The following is a 22,102-nucleotide window of genomic DNA, read 5'->3' on the forward strand; positions in this document are numbered from 1 at the left end:
CGATCTCCAAGCATCTTATTATAGATGAATCTTGCACAGCCGAAGGTCTTTTCAAACATAATCCTTTGTTCAGTTGTCGGATAGAGCCTGTATCGATACGCCTTGTTCATCATAATCACCTGCTCTGACTTTCTATGTATTTACGTATTATTTCTATTGGAGCGCCACCTGTTGTCAGCAAGCAATAGCTTCTTGACCAAAACATTTCCTTCCACAGCTTTCGTCTGACTTCGGGAAAATCTTTTTTATCAGCCTTGAACTGGCACTCTTGTAAGCGTTTATGAATTTTGATATTTCTGTGTTAGGATGGGCACGAAACATGATATGAACGTGGTCATTGTCATGGTTCCATTCTTCCAGAGTGATGTTATAAGAAGAGCTTATGCGAATGAATATATTTTTTGCATATTGGCTCATCTGGTCAGAGAATACCTTGCGACGATACTTTACCACCAGTATAAGATGGTAGTATAGCAAGAATACTAAATGATTATTAGTATCTAATTCCATAGTATAATCAATCCTTTCCATCCTATTACTGATTATACTGCAAAACTATATTCGAAGCAATTGTCTGGCTCAATTACTTACGTAAATTCGCCAGACCTGCCTTCATCCCCTACCTAAGAGGTGGAGGACGTCTGGCAGATTAGTTTAAAAGCTCCGGGTGCTTCACCAGCCAATTCGTTATACCAATCAACATATTACGCTCATCTTCATATTGCATATCACCATAAACCATATCAGCATTTTCTGAAGATTCTCCTAATTGCTGATAGATATTGTCATTATAATATCCTATGCAGGCGCTATTCATCCAGCTATACGGCGTAACCACATGCTCTATATTATCAAACAAGGAGCCCTTGAGGCTATAATATTCAAAGCCTTCTGGTGCTATCAGCTCAATCAGCGTAGGCAAAATATTCAGGTGTTCTCCCAAAATGGTGTCACCGAATATTCCACTATGCAAACCAGGATGGTGCATGGAAAAGGATGTCAAAATGCGCTCCCTCAGCAATGAGTCATTACGCGGCAGTATCCCCTTATCAAAAGGTGCCACAGCCGAAGCATGATCACCTGTCAAGACAAACAAGCTGTCCGGATATGCCTCGCGCATATCATGAACAAAATCAGCTACAGCTCGGTCAGCATACAATATTCCAGTAAACCTCCTCATATCCATGTCGCCATTTTGGAGCCTGCCCAAAGGCAGCTGCACTGCATCCTGCTCATGAATACCATAATCTTCATATGGTATGTTGTATGGCCCATGATTGGACGTTGTGTATATGAAATGAAGCTCCGGCATATTTGAAGCTTCCGCCTTGATTTTTTTTGACAATTGATTCAAAAAAATATGGTCGTACACACCAAGCCAGGTCTGTGGCGAACCAACCGGACAAAACTCCGGACCTCCTGCACACACATCAAAGCCAACCGCCGGCAGGAAATGCACCAAACTCCCCCAGTTAAGACCGCCTCCGTACCAAAAATGTGTCTTGTAGCCTAGTTTTTTTAATTGCCCGGCAAAATTTGTGGGAATCCCTGCCAAATTACAATTCCAGATATCCACATTTTCATTCAGCTCTATATCGCAATCATAGATGCCCAGCAAAAAACTGCTCAATGATGTCTGGGATATCATTCCGCCAGGTTGAAAATTATTAATTGCCACAGCATTATTTTCAGCACGCAGTTTTTTTGTGTATTTCGCCACATCCAGCATACTATAGGACTGATCATATAACAACTGACAATGACTTTCTTCTAAAATTACAAATATATGACTAGGCTTTTTGATTCTTGCACCTTCCGCCTTACGCTTACAAAATGTTAGTGGATTTTCTCCCGCAGCGCCCGTAAACTCAGGAATTATTTTTTGTATATCCTGCAATACACTCTGCTCATCCTTTTTCATAAACTCCGGCACAGGATTTCGCCAAAGTATTTTCAAAGCCACTAAATCATCAACCGTTGCCTTTCCCAAAAACACATCATTTTTAACTTCCGGCGGAACCTCATCCCACTCCGGCTTCAATCTATGGCGAAAAGTACCGCCAAAATTAAACCAGTAGTACAAAGCGATGGAAAACAAAAACACAAAAACATTAAAGCCATACTGCACTACGTTGTTTTCAAAAGACAAAAATGGTAACGATGGAATTTCCTGTATCCAATGCCCAAGGCAGGCACTGATAAGCATATACGGAACGATACTAAACAAAATCAATAAACCATGATTTTGATTGAAAAAAATATCCAGCAAATTCTTTTTATCCGCATTTTTCCCCAACCAAACATTCCTATTGTAAATGTCATGAAAGTGATAAAAAAATAGCATTTTACCAATAAACGCTATATACAAAATCAGCAGGTACAAGCTGAACCACAACAATCTTACTGTCTGTCCCACATCATACCATACAGAAAAAAACATCCCTGGCAAAGTAGCTACAATCAGGCTTATCAGATAATAGCGTGAATTTATATCCATTCCCCACCAAAAGCCATACGAAAAACATTTTTGCAACGTTCCCTTATCCCACTCGCCAAACCTACGTGGACCGTGTATATATATAAACAAAAAACGGAACACGGCACATATAATTGGTGGCACTATTGCCAACCGCAAATCTTGCTGCCAGCCATACCAAAATACTTCCATCCCAGACATATTCATTCACCTCAACCGCCCATTTTATCTATCTCTGATGCGCTAGCCTTAGATAAGAGGCCACCCAGAAATAACCCCTGAATGGCCTAATGCTCACAACACTGCTGCTTTCTTGCCGATTGCCATGACCTGTTCAGCTGTCATCTTGACAATGCGGGCAATCGTATTTATATTCATACCATCACGCAGCATATTTGTTATAATTTCATATCGTTCTTCCTCACGGCCTTCCTCGCATCCAAAGCGTATGCCATTTTGAAATATAGTCTTCGCCTCGTATTCCAAAATCTTGCCATTCACAATATCTTCAACTCCCTTCCTTACCACAGCATAAATCCTAACTGAAGAAAACCAACACTTTATCAAAGTACAGCTGCTTGCCTGCCTATGCTGACAATCTTCTCCATCGTCAAACCAGTTATGGTCACAATCTGCTCCAGGCTAAGCTTGTTTTTTAACATACTGATAATCATAGAATTCTCTTTTTCCTCACGTCCCAAGCGTACACCATTCTGATAAATAGTCTTTGCCTCGTATTCCAAAATCTTGCCACCCATGATATCTTCAGCTCCCTTCCTTACCATAGCATAATTTCTAGCTAAATGAGTATTTACCATATTACTAAATTCCAAAATGGAGTTTCTTGTTAATTCATCAATATCTCCCAGAAGCAAGAGCGCATCCAGACCTTTCACGATAGTTTGCAGGGAATTCAGCAATTCTGCCAGCTTATCACTATCTGACTCGCATTCTTTTAAAGATTTCTCCACAACAAACAAATAAAAAGGCAACAAAATCAACAACCGCTTCTTGAACATAATATCTATAGTATAATTCTGCATCTTGGCAACTGGAATCCTATAACTTATGCTGCCATCAGGTGTTTTCAGCTCTATAGACATATAATCCGGCGTATTGCGATTTGAGCGCAAAAACAAAACCGCTGCATTGGGAAATTCCAGAACAATCCGATTATTTTCCTGCACAGCATCATCCAGAGCTATGCAGGCGCCATATTCAAACAATCTTACCAGCATACTGCTATCCGCTGTACTCTGGCACTCAAGATGATACTTCTTGGCAGTGCCATCTTTGTCAATAATTCGAAAATAAGTATCCGTTATACGTTTCTCCACAGTACCATCTGGCATTTTCTGCTCATGGGTATCCTGCAAAAACTCCACCCTGGCATCCTTGCTGTAGCTTTCCGAAAATAGCTCATTCACGAAAGCTATCAAGAGATTTGGAAAATCATGTACTATCGTGCGCCACACATCATCGTAAATTGTAGCTTTGTACTCCCCTATTTTCATTATACCCACCCCTGTATATATTATACCAAATCGCAGATAGCAACACAACATTTGTTTTGTGTTTTATTTTGCCCCCTGCAACATTTCCTTCCTATACTTAGGAACATTCTTTAACGCCAATCCAGCCAACAAAACACAATAATGCCCAAAGACACCAATACCTTCATCAGCATGTATAGATAATTTAGATATATCCATTTTCTCTAATGCAACACAAATATATCGTACAATATCCTTAGTAGAATCTATAGCAAATGTATTGTTTGCCCAATAACACTCATCAAAAACACCTAATATACACAAAACAGAAATTTGCACAAATAATACATATTCGTACCAAAATAATACTCTACAAAATGACCATGCTGGATGTTCATCAGACATCCTTGCAACTACATGGTATAACCAAAAATAAGGATATATGATCCCCATGCTAATAAATAATAATAATCCAAATATATTATCTAACTCAACAGCACTTTTTAACCACAAAGGGAAATTTTGTATTAAAACAAATGAATAAGATATTAATATCATAAATGATATTAGCGCATCTAATTTACTATTTTCAGAGTACATACGATACAAAAACCATAATACCATTAAATTTAAAAAAAGAAACGCCAAACATGGCATAATCAAGCTCTTAGATATACTATTCTGAACAAACACACAAAGTCCTAAAACTATACAATAAACAGAAAAATTACTAAATACAATATTTTTTAATCTCACCAACTCTACCTGCAATTGATTTTTAAATCGATTAAATGCACCCATCAGCACAACACACTTTTCTCGCCATTCATGTAATTTATTTGACATAAATACCATAAAAAAATACCAAATCCACATACCATTCCTTACTCACAAAACAATATTAAAATATTCTACAATGAGAACACATTTTACATTTCCAAACTCCCGCGAAAACTATATGAACACACGGATAATCTTTCAATAATGAAATGGCGTCTTAAAATATACTCAATCCAAATCGCCTATTCCTTTCTCCAAAATACCAAAACCTGCATCATCCATCCACAATCTTACGCTCACCATACAAAGTCAAAAACCTGCTCGAATCAGCATCATACGAACTGCTGCTTATGTCATTTTCTTGAACCTTAATAATTACATCCAAAAAACACTCTATAAAAAGAACACTTCCACATCATGCAATCTATACTGGAAACAGTTATTCCAGTATAGATTCTATTTTATGTAACAAAGTTTTTACTATGGCACTGCTAGTATATTTTTCTTTCACTATCTTATATCCATTAGCAGCAATAGACTTCCGCTCATCATCATGAGATAAATAGTAATCTATCTTCTTTACTAAATCCTCTTTACCAGAAAATTCTATTATGTCCCTTCCTGCTACTATGTCTACAAAATCCAAATGCCCTGCATCAATGAGTTCAAAAGAATTACAACCCATTATTTCAAAAGTTCTTGGATTAACACCTGTATGCCACTCAGGATTTCTTGTTCCTTGATTTATATTTAGACAAATTTTACTGCCATTGTATAATTTGCGTAAATCCTGCCCTAATATAGGTTTATTTTGAATAACTTTGAGGCATCATCAGTTTGTGTGGAGGAATTCCCAGCCTGCTAAGCAGCCTCATAATCCCATGGCAACCTTACATCAATATCGGAGCAGCGTAGCATAATCATATCGATCATGTTGTCTATGTTACGAAATCCGTAGGCCATGTAAACGGATAGCTTGATTTTCCGATTGGTCGCCTCCAGTACGGCGTTGGACAGATAATGCTCCATTGTTGCCAGTATGGCATCGTAGTGGCGACGTATTTTCCGTTGGAGCTCGACAAACACCTTGATGCGGCAGTGCTGGGCCCATTTTATCCATCCGTCCAGTTCTTCCTTGGCGATAGCGACATTCTCGCACTGGAAAACAAGACGGAGTTTCTCTTTTAGCAGATAGGCACGATACAGCCGCTTGTCAGCCTTGGCAATGAATTCAAGCTGAGCCTGCTGTTTCTTGGTTAGATGCTCCGGAGCCTTTCCCAGAGCAAACCGAGAGCCTTTCAAGTCCTTGGCTGTGGTATCTTTCTCGGTAGCACCTTTCTTGGGTCGGCCACGTTCCTTCGTAGTCTTATCCGCTGAATTCTTCAAGGCATCACGCCATGCTAAACGACGCACCTCGTCAAGGGCTTCGGTAGCCCACTGTACAACGTGGAACGGGTCAATGCATCGCTTGGCCGCCGGACAGAAATCGTTGATGCATTCCTGAATCCATTTGGCACCATCCCCAGATACAAGCTGTATATTGGCCAGTTGCTCTTTGCTCAGCAGTTTGAAGAACTTGGTGGAAATTGTCTTGCCATGTCCTTCATGAGCCCAGATAACCTTGCCTGTGTCATGATTGATGACCACTGTTATGTACTTGTGTCCCTTCTTGTAGCTGGTTTCGTCAACGCCTATGCGGACAAGTCCCGCGAAGCGTGCGGCTGGATTGGCATCAAGTTCAGCCCGCATCCTGCTAATGACAGGGCCGATGGTATTCCAGGAAATCCCGAGCAAAGAAGCAACAGCGGTTTTCGTGCAGGACAAGGAGAGCCAAGTGGCCAGCTCCTCAAATTCCTTTGTGAAACGGGACTTATGCCTTGCCCAAGGAACAGATGCCGTAACAACCCCATGCTTGGGACACATGACACGATGTATATCTGCTACAATATAGACCTTGTGGGTATTCCAGTCGCAAATCCGCCAAGAACGGGTGCCACCACGGCCATTGTCATAGCGGACAGATTTTCTGCCGCATATGCCACAACGGCATTGTTCGCCTTTGGTAGGATGTGCCTTGATGGCAATTGTTCCATCTGGCAAAATTTTCATGTCATCTATAGCGGTATGCTTGACATTTAGGATTGATTTTAGTATCTTTTTGTTGAGCATACATTTCCCCCGTACGTCGTTTTTTTTTGCAGAAAATATCGTACAGGAAAATGTATGCTTTTTCAATAGCTATAAGGGATGAGGAGAGTTAGTTCCCCACACATTCTGATGGAGTGCCATTTAATATTAATTTTGTTATACCTGCAATTAGTCCAAGAAACAAGTCACCATAACCCTGTAAAATGGTGCACTGCATATGTATCATTAGTTATATTCCATTTTCCATCCACTTGTTCTGGACACAGCAAGCTTCGTTCAAATAACTTGCCTCCTCCAATCGGTAGATCCTGTGTCCGTCCATGCATCCGTATGCCATACTGTACCCTGTTCTTTTTAGACATAATTCTTGTACTGGCAATTTCATTATAATCTGCACAAAAATCAACATCTTCATACCATGTAAACATGTCATATATCCAAGGATGATGCTTTTTAGCACCAAAAGTAGCCGTAGATATTAAATTTGGACTTTCATATCCTATAAAAGCGTTATATCGTAACAAATCATCAAACGGCTTCAATATCTCTACATCCGTATCCAAATAAATTCCACCGTAGTTATATACAGCATACCACCTTGCAACATCTGAAACAAACACATATTTTTTCTGTTCATAGGCCTGTTTAGAAAATCTGAACATCTCTATTGGAAACGTATCCTCATCCCATAATTTCAGCTCATAATCTGGTAAAACCTCTCTCCAAGTGTTAATACATTTTTTTAACAAATCTGGCAATTCCCCCTTGCCAAACCAACAATAGTGAATAATTTTGGGAATACTCCCTTCTTCATCAAATGGTAACCTATTAGATCTAAGATACTTGTTTCTATAACAATTACTATAAACATCTTTATAAAACTTCAACATCTGTCGTCGTCCATGCAACCAATTTTCAAAACCCATTTCAAAGTCTCCAATCTTTAGCTCAACTGCAAAAGTCTGACTCCAACTCTTACTTGTATTCTAAAATATATTTACACACAACTAAGACAAAGCATTTTTCACAGCCTTCTCTATCGCTGCATCAACTTCATCCAAAAAAGCAAACCTGCGCCTATAAACAGCACGCTTCCTGGTAGGAACTTCTTCCATCGTCTTACGCTTTTCTATAAGAGGCACTTTATAAAAACGCTTATCCTCATCTTCTCTGCCACCAGCTTCCAGCCAAAAATCCCCAAAATTGGTTTTAAGCTTTCGGTCTGTTCTAACATGATTATTAGCATAATAACCATAATTAGACACAGCATATATATTTCTCAGCCCCAAACTACGCGCTACAGCCTGAGTCATATACAATATAAGATTTTTCGTCCTATATCCATGTGCCCACTTGGTCATGCATTTAACTATCTCCCGGGCTTCATCTACATTAGGTCCTTGCATTGCCCCAATATACATTGATTCCTGACCATTTCGGTCTTTATTTATCCAAAAAACAATTTGATAAAAATCCCTTCCTTCATACTGCAAAGTAACAGCAAGGCAACCTTCTTTACGCTGCCCAGCTTTCATCAGAAGATACAAAACAATCGGCTTTCCCTCAAACTCACCTTCCCACAATTTATACCTTGGCTCCGAATCATGACAGCAAATCTGCATAAATGCATCCGGCTGTAGGACACTGCTCAAATATCTATATGTTTCACATACCAGCTCCATGCGTTCTTTGAATGTTGCCCCATTATAGAAGAAGCACCTGGTAACCTGTTCTATATGAAACTGATGGCGAAGTTGAAATTTTCTTAGCACCTCATTACCCTCAAAAAAAGCCATCAGCTTTTTCATATCAGCATCATGCCACATAGCACGCAGCACAAACACAACCATACGCCTCTGCTCACGCGGATTGCTGGTATCATATATTTTTTTGCCCAATTCAATATAATTAATCATACAACACTCATTCCTTATGCGTCCTGCCAAAGTCTCCTTCTGCCAATGCCACGATATTCTCAGCCAACCTCCGTGGAGAAAAATCACTATAAGCCTTTTCCAGCGCACTACGGTACTTTTCCTTGTTCTCGTCATATGTATTGACAAACAATTCAATGCATTGCTTTAAAGCTGCCATATTACCATCTACAAAGCCCATTCCCATAGCATAATGCGCCAAAATCTCAGGATTGACATTGTGAGCTGCAATTATTGATTTCTTATACCCCATAGCGTTAGAAATAAGCGCAGCTGTATGATATAAATAACGTGGATTGCCATACGGGAGCACCAAAGTATCTACACTAGCCAGCCCCTTCTGCCATTCCGTGCCAATCAATGGACGATTCCAGAATTCGACATTTTCTACATCCTTGTACTTCTCAATGATACGGGCAAAATCATCCGCATCCTCCTGTGTCTGAGTAGCTCCCTGGCAGATCAATTTAACAGGTCGCTTGAAATCACAGGATATAAATGCATCCAAAAAAGCCTCAATCTTCTTTTCCTTACGATACTGTCCGAAAAAACCAAGCCTCAGCACATCAGCATCGTACTTATTGCGTTCAGCCTCTCCATCTATATCACGAGGAATATAATTAGGCGGTCCATACACTTTGATATTAGGCGAACTAAGCCGTAACTTCTTGGGAGCAAAAGTCTGCACCCCCACCCTGATATTTTTGTTATGCTTGAAGTAAATAGCTACCTTATTCAACCTTAGAGCTTCCTCAGGCGTAGCCCCATGAATAAGAAACAGTACTGGTACCGGAGAATGCTGCAAAGCACTCTTTTTCAACGCACGTAAATAACGATATGTGGCTGATGGAAATATAATTGCATCAAATTTATCCTGACAGGCATTTACATACATATTTTTATACCATTTCTGACGATGCCATTCACGCTTCACAGATAGCAACAGCTTTTTGACCCCTTTAGCTCCTTTATATGATACCCCTGTCCCCGGCAAATGATGCACTGGCACACCATAATTCCATTTAAATTCATGACCTTCTGGAACGTAAAATTCCACACTATGCCCTAACGCCGTCAATTCCTCAACCAGCAATCGATCAAAATCTATCTCATGACCGCCCGGCGTAACAACACTTTCCATTATTGCAAATCGCATAACACTACTCTTTCTCCGATGTGTCCATATACATCAGCTTTAAATATTTTACCATAGTATAAAACATGTGATTAACCGCAAATATAAAGCCAAGCTTGCCTTCCCGGAAGCCTTGCTGCAAAAAGTAAAAACGGATAAAGGCAAAAACAGGATGCAGAATAATATCCCTAAAAGAAGCTCGCTTACCACTATTATACATCTTTTCCGCCATCATGTTAGTATAAAGATTAAACTTTATATAATATGCATTCCATTCCGTGTAAGTATAATGCTCTAAGATACCATCCAACAGCCTTACTTCCAAATCTCCGAACTTAGCCTGTTCATGTACTATTCCCTGCCAGTGCACAGCTTCCCTCGGATAAAGACGCAAAGACATATCCGGCCCATGGCCACCATACCTCATCTTCTGCCCGAAGACAATCTGATACCTTTTGATATTGTAGACACAACTAATGCCACTTGCTATGGCCTTTTTTATAGAATCTGCCGCCTCGGAAGTAATCCTTTCATCTGCATCTAGATAAAATACCCAGTCTGTATCAATCTGCTGTAGTGCAAAATTGCGTTGTCCTGCAAAACCGTCTTCGCCCATTGGGTGAAGAATAAATCTGGCCCCCGCAGCTTTTGCAATTATTTCAGTCCTGTCCTCACTGCCGGAATCCACTACCAAAATATCATCCGCAAAAGAAGCACTTTTTATACATGCCTCTATGTTTTTTTCCTCATTTTTAGTCAAAATCACAACTGCCAAAGTTGCCATTGCTTCACCTTCTATCCCAATACCAGTCACAATTTCAGGTCGCATTACTATCCTCAGCCATACCAGTAGCAATCCACTGATAAGACATACCCAGGCCAAACCAAAACAGCTTCATTACAATCGAATCACCCATAGTATATTCCGTCATGCCCTGCAGCATAATTCCGGCAAATATCCCAAGAAAAGTCAGATAGCCTATATTCCTGCTGCCCAGCCAGCCACGAATGCAGTAAATAGCCGTACCAAGCCACCATGCAAGCAGACCGGTCACACCTAATATACCGCCCTCCGCCATAACCTGGAAAAAATTGCTATGTGCATGTCCCAGATACCGTTCCTTCGCTTCAGGCAATATATACTTCTCCTGATAATTATCATGAAATTCTCCATACCCGACACCAGTGATAGGATAATCCGCAAACATATTGCGGGCACTCTGCCAAAGCAAAAGCCTTTCGTTATTGCTCTGCATCTTGGTGTCAGTAATGGTCACCAACCTATTCTGCAAAATAGGAACACTATAAAAAATACCTGCTATGAATATGGCCAACAGGGCAATTACAGCAATCCCTTTAAGTTTTGATTTCATGAAAAACAAAATCAAGACAGGAGCAATAATCCCTATCGCCAGCCAGACACCACGAGTAGCATTAAGCAGGGTTGCCATCAACGCCACTACTAACACGCCATAAAAAACATATTTCTTCAAGCCGGATATTTTGTTTTCCATGGTCAAGACTATAAGTACTGGCATCCACATGACAAGATTACCTCCTGTCATCATATATCCTATGATACCTCCTACTCGAAACTTCCCTTCGACAACCCCCTGATAAATGCACACTGCATCATTAACAAAATGCGACAACAGAGCCATGCAAAACAGCACAATCAGCTGCTTTCTATCCCTGATAAATAACCAAAGCAGATAAAATCCTGCCATGCGATACAAATAATGATCTCCCAGTACCCGCAGGCTCCAAACCAAATCAGTCGAAAAAAGCGATGAAACCAGCATCATGCCCACAAACCACAAAAACGGCACTGCCAGCTTTTTGTCAATTTGCAGCAATTCACGCCAATCATCATGCTTTTTATATACCCTGAACAATGCAGCAACAATAGACAGGCTTAAAAAGACATTTCCCACAGCTATTGATGTACTGCTAAACAGAGCATATCCGCAAAGAAAATAGAAAATCCAGCGTTCCACCTTTTTTTCACTTCCGACAATACTCAAATCTCCCATGCATTCCTCCATCTGTTATATTTTAATTATTTGTCATCTATTATTTTTTGTGTATTCAGCATTTATTATTTTTTCAACTCTCAAGGCAAAAGCCTCCGGCAGGAGTGCTTTCTGATTAATACCTTCCAAAATTTTACTATCCATAACCCCTATATCAGCTTCCTGCACAGGAGGATAGGTGGAAAATAAACTTTCCAGCCTTTGCGGAAACAAATGCCCATCGAAAGTTAATGCAACAATACGCAAATTTTTGTGTCCCGACATTTTTTTAGCTTCCCTGAATACTTTAATTGCAGAACCAGCAGTCAGGTTGTGAACAAAAAAAAGAATCGGCACAGATGAATCCCGCAAGTTATTTTTCTGCACAGCTCTCAGACAACGATAATCAGCAAAAGGAAAAATAACCGCATCCAATGCATCCTTCTCTGTAGCCAGAAACAACTGACTGAACCACCCCTGCCGACTAAACCCAAACTTAACATACGATATTATCTTTTTCAAGCCACCAGCCTGATTGGAGGATTCAGACTTTCCCACCAGATGTACCGTATTTTTAGCTCCTGAAAAACCACATTCCATATTCTCCGGCACGTATAATGAAATTTCATGTCCACGCTTAGATAATTCACTCACCAGCAAACTCACGAAAAATTTTTCATAATCATTATAAACATTCAGATCAACAAAAATACCAATCCGCACATATATCCTCCAATCCATTACCTCTGCTCCACAGCCCGCTTCACGCACGCCAGCAGGCTGCCGCCTTCATACAGCACGCCCTTTGCCCCGGCGGCCTCGCCACACTCCACATCCCGTGGCTTGTCCCCCACCATAAAGGACTGCGCGGCATCAATGCCCAGCTCCCGACAGGCGGTGAAAATCATGCCCGGCTTCGGCTTGCGGCAGTCACAGTCCACCGCATACTCCGGCACAGCAGCCCCGGGATGGTGCGGACAGTAATAGAGGCCGTCAATTGGTGCGACACCCTGCCTCGCCAGTTCCTCATTCATCCACTGATGGAGGCGCACCACATCAGCTTCCTCATAGTAGCCCCGCGCCACACCGCTCTGATTGGTGACCACCACCACCAGATAGCCCTGCCGGTGGCAGTAGGCGATAGCCTCCACCGCCTCCGGCATCCACTGGAAATCCTCTATCCTGTGCAGGTAATGCACATCCACATTCAATGTGCCATCCCTGTCAAAAAAAACTGCTTTCTTCAAACTATGCCTCCGCATCTTCCCTGACCTGACGGTATCACGGCACAACGCCCATCATTTGCACTGCCCCCATCATTTACATATTGCACAATATTGCACCAACATGCGCCTATTATTTTCCGTACTTGAAATATCCCCCATTGTCCAGAAAATCGCAATATTCCTTTACAGCATCCCTCATATCATAGAAGCCTTGGTCATAGCCTGCTGCCAGCAGCTGTGTCTTATCCGCCTCTGTAAAGCACTGATACTTGCCCTTCAGCACCTCCGGGAATTCCCGGTACTCAATATGCCCTGTGCCCAGTGCATCAATCACCGCCTGTGCCACCTCATTGTAGGAATGGGCATGGCCGGTACCGCAGTTGTAGATGCCGCTTGGCCCCTCATTCTGCCAGAACCAGAGGTTGACCTTTACTACATCCTTTACATAGATAAAGTCACGGCGATGCTCACCATCGCCATATTCGCCATAACCGCCAAAGAGTCGGCATACGCCATTATCCTTGACCTGATGATACAGCTGATAGAAGATAGAAGCCATGTTGCCTTTATGATGCTCCTGGGGGCCGTATACATTGAAATACTTCAGCCCTACAATCTGGCTCTGGGCATAAGGCAGCTGCTGGCGCACATAGCGGTCAAAAAGCAGCTTGGAGTATGCATAGGGATTCAGGGCATCCTCGCACTCATCCCCCTCCCGGAAGCCATTCTCGCCACCGCCATAGGTGGAGGCGGAAGATGCGTACAGGAACGGGATGCGGTGATTCATACAGAAATGCAGCACGGCCTTGGAATACTCATAATTGGCCTCCATCATATAGTTCACATCGTACTCCATGGTATCGGAGCAGGCCCCCTCATGGAAAACCACATCCACATCCGTGCCATCAAAATCATCATTCAGAACCGCTTCCAAAAAGGCATCCTTGTGCATGTAATCCATGAACTGCAAGCCCCTGAGATTTCTATAGCTCTGATTCTCCTTCTTGCGATTATTCAAATCATCCACAATAAGAATATCAGTACGTCCCTGACGATTCAATTCCTTGACAATATTGCTGCCGATAAAACCGGCTCCCCCTGTAACAATAATCATAAATCTCGCTCCTCACAATTCTTCACAAGTCATACTACTACGGATATACTACTCCAGCTATATTACTCCAGTTATGTTATTCCAGTTATGTTATTCCAAATGTACTACTCCACATCCGTCAGCACCTTCTGCAGCTCCTGATTGCTGACAGCATAGGTGCCCAGCTTTGCTACTACCACGCTGGCAGCCAGGTTTGCCAGATAGGCCGCCTCCACAGGCTTCAGGCCACCGGATATACCCAGGGCAAATACGGAAATCACTGTATCACCAGCACCAGATACATCAAATACCTCCTGAGCCTTGGTCGGGATGTGAACCACGCCCTCCTCCGGCTGCACCAGTGACATGCCGTACTCGGAACGGGTGGCCAGCACATTTTTCACATTGTACTTGTCCATGACCTGCCGTGCCGCCTGCTCTATGTACTCATCCCGGTTGCGGATGGGCTTGGACAGGACAGCATTCAGCTCCTTGAAGTTTGGGGTGATATAATCAGCTCCTGCATACTTCTCCCACTCTACACCCTTTGGGTCCACAAATACCGGCACCGCCATATTGTGGCACTCATCAATAATCCGCGTGCACACATCCTCCGTGCAGGCTCCCTTGCCGTAATCAGAGATAATCACCGCATCCAGCCCATTCTGCAAGGACTGCTCCACATAATCTATCAGCCGCTCCGCATAATGCTCACTTACCGGCTCCGTATCCTCGAAGTCCAGCCGCAGCATCTGCTGATGGCCGCCGATTATCCGCAGCTTGGTAGTAGTCGGGGCCTCCCGGCGAATAATCCCCTTGTAATCTATGCCCCGTGCCGTAAACTTGTCCAATAGATTCTGGCAGTGATAGTCATTACCTGCAAAGCCTGCAATAGATGTCCGGCAGCCCAGAAGTGCCAGATTGTGTGCTACGTTGGCAGAGCCGCCCAGGGTATCCTTGGTGCTGGTGACATGATTAATCGGCACCGGTGCCTCCGGCGAAATACGGGTTACCTCGCCATAATAATACCTGTCCAGCATCACATCGCCCACTACCAGGATTCTTACCTTGGCAATATCGTTCAGCACAAAATCCAGCAATTTCTTCCTATCAACAGTCATCGCTTATTCTTCCCCCTTTGTTACGCTTCAATCATCAGCTAGCAGCTTAACTCACTACGGCAACATAATTGTTCTAATTACAGCAACACAATTATCAACACTAAAGCAACATAATCATCAATATTACAGCAAAATAATTATTCACATCATAATAACATTATAGCAGTCACAGCTTTGCCATATCAATCACACGGCATTCGTATTTTCCATACTCCCTTGGCATTTTTCCTGCCATGTTTTCATACTTGCCCAGCAGTTCCCACACATACTGCATCACGATTTCCACCGTAATCTTCTTCATGCAGGCCATGTTGTCCGCTCCCTGCTTCGGACACTCATGAATGCCGCAAGGGTGGCATGGCTCCGGCGTCTTAATGAGCACATCCCGGGCATCATAAGGGTAAAATCCCGGCACCGGCGATGCACCGAACATGGTGACAACAGGCACGTTCTGGGATACCCCCACATGCATAGGTCCCGAGTCAGTAGTCAGGAACAGGGCGCACTTCTTCAGGAGAGCCCCCAGCTCCCCCAGGGAAACCTTGCCGGTGAATACCTTGATATCACTGCTGTCCCTGTGCTTCATCTGGGCAATGCAGTCCTCCACCAGCTCCGTGTCCATAGGACCGCCAAAAAAGGCAACGCCGTAGCCCTTTGCCAAAAGCTCATCTGCACAGCGGGCAAAATAGGTATCAATCCACCGCTTCGTCTTCCAGCTGGCACCGATATTGAAGGCCACCACCTTCTTATCAGGAGCAAAATTCTCCTGCCAGATTTTAGCCGCACTCCTGACCGCCGCCTCCGGCAGCCACATCTCCAGTCCGCCATCGTCAATCCTGTCAATACCCACGGCCTGCTCCAGCACATCAAAGTGGGAATGAATCTGATGCTTGACCGCCTTCAGATTTGGCAGTACCTGGTCAAAAAGCAGGGCAAAGCCCGGCTTGGCGTAGCCCACAATCCTGTCAGCGCCGCTGAAGGCCGCAATAGCGGAAGCCCTCTCGTTGCGATGGAGATTAATCACCAAATCAAACTTTTTCTTTCGTATGCCCCAAATGTATTTAATAAAGGACGGCAGGCTGTCATCCCTGCCCTTCTTGTCAATCAGCAGGCATTCATCAATATGCCTGTTATACTGCACCAGATCTGCCAGCTTCTTATCTGCCAGCAGGGAAATCCGTGCCTTGGGATAGTTGGTGCGCAGGGTTCTCAGCACCGGCGTCACCAGCATCAGGTCACCGATGTGCATCAGGTTTATCACCAGTATATTCTTGTAGTCCCGTGTAATGCTCATGCCTTTGTTTTCACCTTCTCAAATGGCTGGATAGAAGCCAGTGCCTCCAGCACCATATTTGCCTTGATGCGCTCCATGCAGCGGCTGCCGCTGCACTCTCCCTTGCCCCAGCAGGGAGAGCAGCTTTCTGCCAGATAGATTGTCCTGCTGTTGCTGTTTTTCGGCCCCCATACCTCGGGAGCAGTAGGCCCGAAAACAGCCACCGTTGGACACTGCACCGCCTGTGCTATATGCATAGGCCCCGTATCCACGGATACCATGGCCGCCGCCCGTTGCAGGAACACTGCCAGCTCCGGCAATGACAGGCTCCCTGCCAGCACCCTGTCCTCGCCAATATGACCTGCCTTGGCCATAGCCGACAGGGCCGCCTTTTCACCGCTGCCGCCGATGAGGTACACCGGCTTCTCTCCTTCCAGCTGGCGAATCAGCTGCACCGCCAGGGGCAGGGGCAGGTTTTTCCGCTCATAGCTGCCTATCGGGCACAGCACATAATATCCGCCCTGCCCCGATAGCTGCCATTTAGCAGCCTTGGCCTCAAAGGAAGCTACAGCTTCCCTGCCCGGCACCAGCTTCAGCTGCAAGGCTTCCTCATCAAGGCTGTCAGCCCCTACTCCCCAAGGCTTCAGCACTTCCAGATGATTCAGGGTTTCATGCTTGATTCCGCCCCGGATATGGCTTGCCGCCCAGGTCAGGAACCAGCCTGCATGCTGGGCATCATAGCCCAGCCTGTAGGGAATCCCTGCCAGCCTTGCCACCGCAGCCCCCCGCAGGGCAAAATTCATGCAGACAGCCAGATCAAACCGCTCACGCCGCAGCTCCTTTGCCATCTGCCACATGCCCCCAAGGCCTCGATGGGCGCCCTTTTTGTCATAGGCCAGCACCCTGTCAATAGCAGGCAGCATCTCCGCCACAGGCGCCGTCAGGGGCACCGTCAGCATCACCAGCTCCGCCTCTGGCCACTTCTGCCTGATTGCCATAGTCAGGGGGCCTGACAGTATCACATCCCCGATAAAAGCCAAATCTATAATCAGTATTTTCTTTATATCCAGCTTGTCAATATCAGGCATAACCACAACTCCGTAACGCACATGCAAAATTCATTTATATATTTATCAGACTTATCAAATTTATCAGCTTGATAAGATTTATCCGCCGCATCAGCTTCATCTGAGATACCTTGCCAGCTTTTCCTCAATCATCTCCGGCATAATCTTCGCCAGGCAGTCCAGCCCCTTGGGGCAGGCACGCTTCCAGCAGTACCGGCACTCCCGTGGCACCTCCACGGCATTTTCCAGCTGGCCATACGGGCCGTTGCGGTTGGCATCTGTAGGTCCCATGAACATCACCGTGGGAGTGCCCATACCGGCAGCCAGATGCACCGGCCCCGTATCGCCGCCCACCACGGCCTTTGCTTCACGCATCACATAGGCCAGCTGCTTCAGATTTGTCTTGCCCACCATGTTCACCGGCGGAATCTCCGCCAGGCGGCTGATATCCTCTGCCAGCTGCTCATCCAGGGCACCGCCCCCCACGATTACCGGCAGCAGCCCCCTGCTGTAAATCCAGTCAGACAATCTGGCAAAATACTTCACCGGCCACCGCTTGTTGGGCCAGTTGGCTCCTACCGCCAGCACCACATAGGGAATATCCCCCTTGCAGCCTGCCACATAGAGATAGCTCCTGGCCAGCTTGGCATCATCAGCCGAAATCACCACGGGAAATACTACCTTGTCCACCCGGCAGCCAAGAGCCCGTGCCACATCAAGGTATCGCTCCACAATGTGCCCATTGGCATGGGCACCGATTACCGGACTTGACACCTTGTCACTCAGCTCACGCATGTTGCAGGTGCCCAGCTTCAGGGCAGCCTTGGAGCTCCACGCGATGGCCGCGGACTTGAACAGCCCCTGCAAATCAAGGGCGGCATCGTATTTATGCTGCCGAAGCTTATCGCAGAAAGGGCCATAATTGGCCAAAAATCCCCCCAGGGATTTAAACTTCTTTTTCTCAAAAACAATCAGCTCGTCAATATAAGGATTGCCCTGCAAAATATTATAGGCCGGCGGCTCCACCACCCATGTAAGCCGCGCCTCAGGATAAGTTTCCTTGATGGCGTAGGACACAGGCAGGGCATGAATTACATCCCCTATGGCACTCAGCTTCACTACCAGCACATTCTGTATATCCATTACGCTACTTCCTTATTTTTCTCCTTTGATTTTGGCGATGACATTAGTGGTGGAACGCCCTTCCACCAGATTCACCAGCTCCACGCTGCCGCCATAGCCCAGCACAATCTGCCCTTCCGGCAGGGTTTCAATAGTATAATCCCCGCCCTTGACATACACATCGGGATGCACCTGGCGGATAAGCTCCTCTGCCGTAGGCTCGTCAAAGAGCACCACGTAGTCCACCGCCTTCAGGGCACCTACTACCTCCGCCCTGTCCAGCTCATTGTTGATAGGACGGCTGGGTCCCTTGATGCGGCGGACAGAGCTGTCCGTATTCAGCCCCAGCACCAGGCAATCCCCGAAGGACCGTGCCTTGTTCAAATACCTCACATGGCCTGCATGAAGAATATCAAAGCAGCCATTGGTAAAAACCACCTTCTGCCCCCCGTCACGCAGCACCTGGCAAAAATCTGCAATCTTGTCCCTATCTATAATCATCGAAACTTGCTCCTTAACTCGTCTGCACTGACCACTGCCGTGCCCATCTTCCTGACGGCAATGCCGGAAGCCTCATTGGACAGGCGGCTTGCCAGCACAGGCTCCACCCCGGCTGCCAGCCCGAGAATCACCGTGGCAACGCAGGTATCTCCGGCACCGGATACATCATAGACCTCGCTCTTGTCCGTAACAGGGATGTGGGCTACACTGCCGTCCTTCTGGAACAGCGTCATGCCGTCCTCCCCCCGGGTAATCAGGGCACCCTTTGCCTCCATGCGCGCCAGCAGTTCCCTGCCTGCCTCTATCAGCTCATCCTCAGTCTCCAGCTGCCTGCCTACGGCTGCCGCCAGCTCCGCATCATTCTGCTTTATATAGTCAACAGTCTTGAACCTGAATATATCGTATCGGGAGTCAACTATGGTAGGAATGCCATGCTTCCGGCAATAGCTGAAAATCTGCGCCAAAAGCCCATCCGTAATGGTGCCGCTGCCATAATCGCTGAGCACCACGCCCTTTACCTTTGGCAGCACCTCTGACAGGTATGCCTCCAGCTGCTTCTCGCAGTCAGGCGGCATGGGCTCCCGGCTCTCCTTGTCCACCCGGACAATCTGCTGGCTGACAGTAGTTCTGCCCCCTGCCACAATCCTGGTCTTGGCAATAGTAGGCCGCCCGGCATCCCGGACAAAGCCCCTGACATCCACGCCCCTGCCGGACAGAATCTCCACCAGTCCGTCAGCGCCACTGTCATCCCCCACCAGACCGGCGGCAAAAACCTTGCCCCCCAGGGTTGCTGCATTATTGATTACATTGGCGGCACCGCCTGCCACCACTTTTTCATGGGATTGCTCCAGCACCAGCACCGGAGCCTCCCGGGAAATTCTGGAAATATTGCCATACAGATAAATATCCGCAATCATGTCACCGATGACCAGCACCGGCTGACCTGCCATCTTGTCTATTGCCTCCAAAGGACTCATGCCTTCACCCCTTATACACGCATAAAAACTCTGCCACTGCAAAACCAAAGCACCTGCACAGGCATCACCACGGGGTAAACTGTAACGTTATTCTGTACTGGTCCCGCTTCTCACGATAGCGCACAATCAGCTCCGCGCAGTGTATATTGTGATACCAGTAATAATCCGTATCCATCAGCTTATTGGTCATCCCGTCAAACGCCCAGCCAACAACAATCCTGTCCTTGGGGCTGAAGGTGTAGCTGAAGCCTGCCGTAATCTTCTTGGAATAGCTGTCCAGGTCAAAATCGAAGACACTGTTCTGGCTGTTGCTCTCGCTGTAATGGTACCCAAGATAAGTAACCCAGCGGTCATCAAACTCCTTCAGGGCCGTAATATCATAGCCCATGCCCTTTACCCTGGACTCGTTGTAGCTCTCATCCGTAATATCATAGCTGATGCTTGGATAAACACGCCATGTGCCCAGCCTGATAGGATCGATGCTGATACCTGCCTTGTAGTAGGTATGCATGGAACACCTGTCATTCTGCGTCCAGGCACCACGCTCATAGGCAAAGATATAAGTAAATGGTGCCTTGCCAATCCGCAAGCTGTAATCCCAGCGGAAGTTAGGTGCCTTATGAATCCACTTGGCATCTGAATCTTCAAAGAAACCGCTCTGCAGCTTGAATGTACCGATACCTTTGGTAGTATAAATCAAGCCGCCATGAGATGTAAACTTGGTCTTCTGGGCCAATATCCAATCATAATACGCATTTACATTATCCATCACCGGGAAGTAATGGGTATCCTTGATAGCGAAGCCTTTATCATTGTCGTAGGAGGCCTTCGGCATGTACGGGCCTTTATCCCCTTCCTTGCTGACCTGCTTCGGCACGGAGTACACAGGAATGCTGCCCAGCCAGTAGCTGACACCGTAGGAAATAGTCTGGATGCCGGGATAATACTCAATCTTCTTCGCAGTCATATGATAATCTGGATTTTTGGCACTGCACTTGGTAGCACTGGCATTGTACAGCACCACCTTGTCAGGATAAAATTCAATCCGCTTTGCCTTCACATACTGATGGTCAATCTTGCCCTCTGCATTCTCCATCTTGCCGGTTTCCTTGCCCCAGTTGTACTGAGTCTTGTAGCCGTTCAGGATAATCCTGGCCTGGGCATCCGTCAGCTGCAGCATATATGCCTTGTCGTCCACCTGCACATCCTGGGAGGCAAGGTTGCCATCTGCATGCTCCGTAATAAACCGCCGCTTATCCAGGGAGGTCATCACCACATTTCCCTGCACCACAAAATCACCGGTGTTCTCATCATAAAAAAGCTCATCGCCCTCTACTGCCACCGGCACATTCTTGGTTGGATCCAAAGGCTCCCGCAGATTTTCCTTCATCTCGTAGGCATCCAGCAAAAGCTGCTTTTGATCCTCATTCAGGGCATTTTCCCGGGCAGTGCGCTTGCTATTTTCCACATAGTCCAGGATGGTCGCATCCGTATCACTTTCACTGTTATACACTGCTTCTGCCCTTGGCAAATCCAGCACACCGCTGCCGGAAGCGAAGGTCACTGCCACCGCCAGCCCGGCAGCCAGCCCACATATTTTTTCCTTATTCTTCAGCATCAAATCATACTCCGCCTATAATACTTTATAAAAAACATACTACCTTCTATAATACTTCATTCCCACCGCAAATACAAGCAAAAAGGCTCTCAAAACGAGAGCCTCCTGCAACTTATTTTTTGATTT

General features: G+C 45.5%; 22 protein-coding genes and 1 pseudogene. All 23 read right to left on the minus strand.

Annotated elements, in window-relative coordinates; translation table 11 throughout:
- On the minus strand, positions 1-113 hold a 113-nt coding region (locus tag FYJ84_RS08720), incomplete at its 3' end, for a helix-turn-helix domain-containing protein (RefSeq protein WP_205764176.1).
- Between the two features lie 2 nt (positions 114-115).
- A pseudogene (gene tnpA / locus FYJ84_RS08725) lies at positions 116-510 on the minus strand (IS200/IS605 family transposase).
- A gap of 139 nt (positions 511-649) precedes the next feature.
- The gene (locus tag FYJ84_RS08730; RefSeq protein WP_205764170.1) at positions 650-2,677 is read right to left on the minus strand and encodes an LTA synthase family protein; all 2,028 of its coding nucleotides are present in this window, start codon (positions 2,675-2,677) and stop codon (positions 650-652) included.
- A 93-nt stretch (positions 2,678-2,770) separates the two neighbouring features.
- The gene (locus FYJ84_RS08735; protein ID WP_154407224.1) at positions 2,771-3,004 is read right to left on the minus strand and encodes a hypothetical protein; all 234 of its coding nucleotides are present in this window, start codon (positions 3,002-3,004) and stop codon (positions 2,771-2,773) included.
- 35 nt (positions 3,005-3,039) lie between these two features.
- The gene (locus FYJ84_RS08740; RefSeq protein ID WP_154407225.1) at positions 3,040-3,990 is read right to left on the minus strand and encodes an RpnC/YadD family protein; all 951 of its coding nucleotides are present in this window, start codon (positions 3,988-3,990) and stop codon (positions 3,040-3,042) included.
- Between the two features lie 63 nt (positions 3,991-4,053).
- On the minus strand, positions 4,054-4,845 hold the full coding sequence (locus tag FYJ84_RS08745) for a hypothetical protein (RefSeq protein WP_154407226.1): 792 nt from the start codon (positions 4,843-4,845) through the stop codon (positions 4,054-4,056).
- A 343-nt stretch (positions 4,846-5,188) separates the two neighbouring features.
- Positions 5,189-5,566, minus strand: a complete 378-nt coding sequence (locus FYJ84_RS08750) for a glycosyltransferase (RefSeq protein ID WP_328596361.1) — start codon at positions 5,564-5,566, stop codon at positions 5,189-5,191.
- A 44-nt stretch (positions 5,567-5,610) separates the two neighbouring features.
- Complete coding sequence (locus tag FYJ84_RS08755; protein ID WP_154407228.1) at positions 5,611-6,918, minus strand: ISL3 family transposase; 1,308 nt, start codon at positions 6,916-6,918, stop codon at positions 5,611-5,613.
- 164 nt (positions 6,919-7,082) lie between these two features.
- Complete coding sequence (locus tag FYJ84_RS08760) at positions 7,083-7,823, minus strand: glycosyltransferase family 32 protein (protein WP_154407229.1); 741 nt, start codon at positions 7,821-7,823, stop codon at positions 7,083-7,085.
- An 81-nt stretch (positions 7,824-7,904) separates the two neighbouring features.
- Complete coding sequence (locus FYJ84_RS08765) at positions 7,905-8,813, minus strand: DUF535 family protein (protein WP_154407230.1); 909 nt, start codon at positions 8,811-8,813, stop codon at positions 7,905-7,907.
- 7 nt (positions 8,814-8,820) lie between these two features.
- On the minus strand, positions 8,821-9,987 hold the full coding sequence (locus FYJ84_RS08770) for a glycosyltransferase family protein (RefSeq protein WP_154407231.1): 1,167 nt from the start codon (positions 9,985-9,987) through the stop codon (positions 8,821-8,823).
- Positions 9,988-9,991: 4 nt separating this feature from the next.
- On the minus strand, positions 9,992-10,750 hold the full coding sequence (locus tag FYJ84_RS08775; RefSeq protein WP_154407232.1) for a glycosyltransferase family 2 protein: 759 nt from the start codon (positions 10,748-10,750) through the stop codon (positions 9,992-9,994).
- A 34-nt stretch (positions 10,751-10,784) separates the two neighbouring features.
- Positions 10,785-11,999, minus strand: coding sequence for an O-antigen ligase family protein (locus FYJ84_RS08780; protein WP_205764171.1), 1,215 nt, complete (start codon positions 11,997-11,999; stop codon positions 10,785-10,787).
- A 33-nt stretch (positions 12,000-12,032) separates the two neighbouring features.
- Positions 12,033-12,749: a hypothetical protein gene (locus FYJ84_RS08785; RefSeq protein ID WP_205764172.1), complete on the minus strand. Its 717-nt coding sequence runs from the start codon at positions 12,747-12,749 to the stop codon at positions 12,033-12,035.
- Positions 12,719-13,225 carry a D-glycero-beta-D-manno-heptose 1,7-bisphosphate 7-phosphatase gene (gmhB, locus tag FYJ84_RS08790; RefSeq protein WP_328596359.1) on the minus strand — a complete coding sequence of 169 codons (507 nt, stop codon included), beginning with the start codon at positions 13,223-13,225 and terminating at the stop codon, positions 12,719-12,721. Before gmhB ends, FYJ84_RS08785 begins: the two co-directional genes overlap by 31 nt.
- Before the next feature lie 109 nt (positions 13,226-13,334).
- Positions 13,335-14,318, minus strand: coding sequence for an ADP-glyceromanno-heptose 6-epimerase (gene rfaD, locus FYJ84_RS08795; protein ID WP_154407236.1), 984 nt, complete (start codon positions 14,316-14,318; stop codon positions 13,335-13,337).
- Between the two features lie 104 nt (positions 14,319-14,422).
- Positions 14,423-15,418: a D-glycero-beta-D-manno-heptose-7-phosphate kinase gene (gene rfaE1 / locus FYJ84_RS08800; RefSeq protein WP_154407237.1), complete on the minus strand. Its 996-nt coding sequence runs from the start codon at positions 15,416-15,418 to the stop codon at positions 14,423-14,425.
- A 166-nt stretch (positions 15,419-15,584) separates the two neighbouring features.
- Entirely contained in the window at positions 15,585-16,712 is a 1,128-nt protein-coding gene (locus FYJ84_RS08805; RefSeq protein ID WP_154407238.1) for a glycosyltransferase family 9 protein, read from the minus strand.
- A complete protein-coding gene (locus tag FYJ84_RS08810) occupies positions 16,709-17,779 on the minus strand; it encodes a glycosyltransferase family 9 protein (protein ID WP_154407239.1) in 1,071 nt (356 codons plus the stop codon). Before FYJ84_RS08810 ends, FYJ84_RS08805 begins: the two co-directional genes overlap by 4 nt.
- 96 nt (positions 17,780-17,875) lie before the next feature.
- The gene (locus FYJ84_RS08815) at positions 17,876-18,895 is read right to left on the minus strand and encodes a glycosyltransferase family 9 protein (protein ID WP_328596362.1); all 1,020 of its coding nucleotides are present in this window, start codon (positions 18,893-18,895) and stop codon (positions 17,876-17,878) included.
- Between the two features lie 18 nt (positions 18,896-18,913).
- The gene (gene rfaE2, locus FYJ84_RS08820; RefSeq protein WP_154407241.1) at positions 18,914-19,381 is read right to left on the minus strand and encodes a D-glycero-beta-D-manno-heptose 1-phosphate adenylyltransferase; all 468 of its coding nucleotides are present in this window, start codon (positions 19,379-19,381) and stop codon (positions 18,914-18,916) included.
- Positions 19,378-20,358, minus strand: coding sequence for a bifunctional heptose 7-phosphate kinase/heptose 1-phosphate adenyltransferase (locus FYJ84_RS08825; protein WP_154407242.1), 981 nt, complete (start codon positions 20,356-20,358; stop codon positions 19,378-19,380). Before FYJ84_RS08825 ends, rfaE2 begins: the two co-directional genes overlap by 4 nt.
- 64 nt (positions 20,359-20,422) lie before the next feature.
- Positions 20,423-21,979 (minus strand): LPS-assembly protein LptD, encoded by a 1,557-nt coding sequence (locus tag FYJ84_RS08830; RefSeq protein ID WP_154407243.1) that lies wholly within the window; start codon positions 21,977-21,979, stop codon positions 20,423-20,425.
- Positions 21,980-22,102 lie beyond the last annotated feature (123 nt).

Source organism: Anaerovibrio slackiae, assembly GCF_009695585.1.
Classification (GTDB): Bacteria; Bacillota; Negativicutes; order Selenomonadales; family Selenomonadaceae; genus Anaerovibrio; species Anaerovibrio slackiae.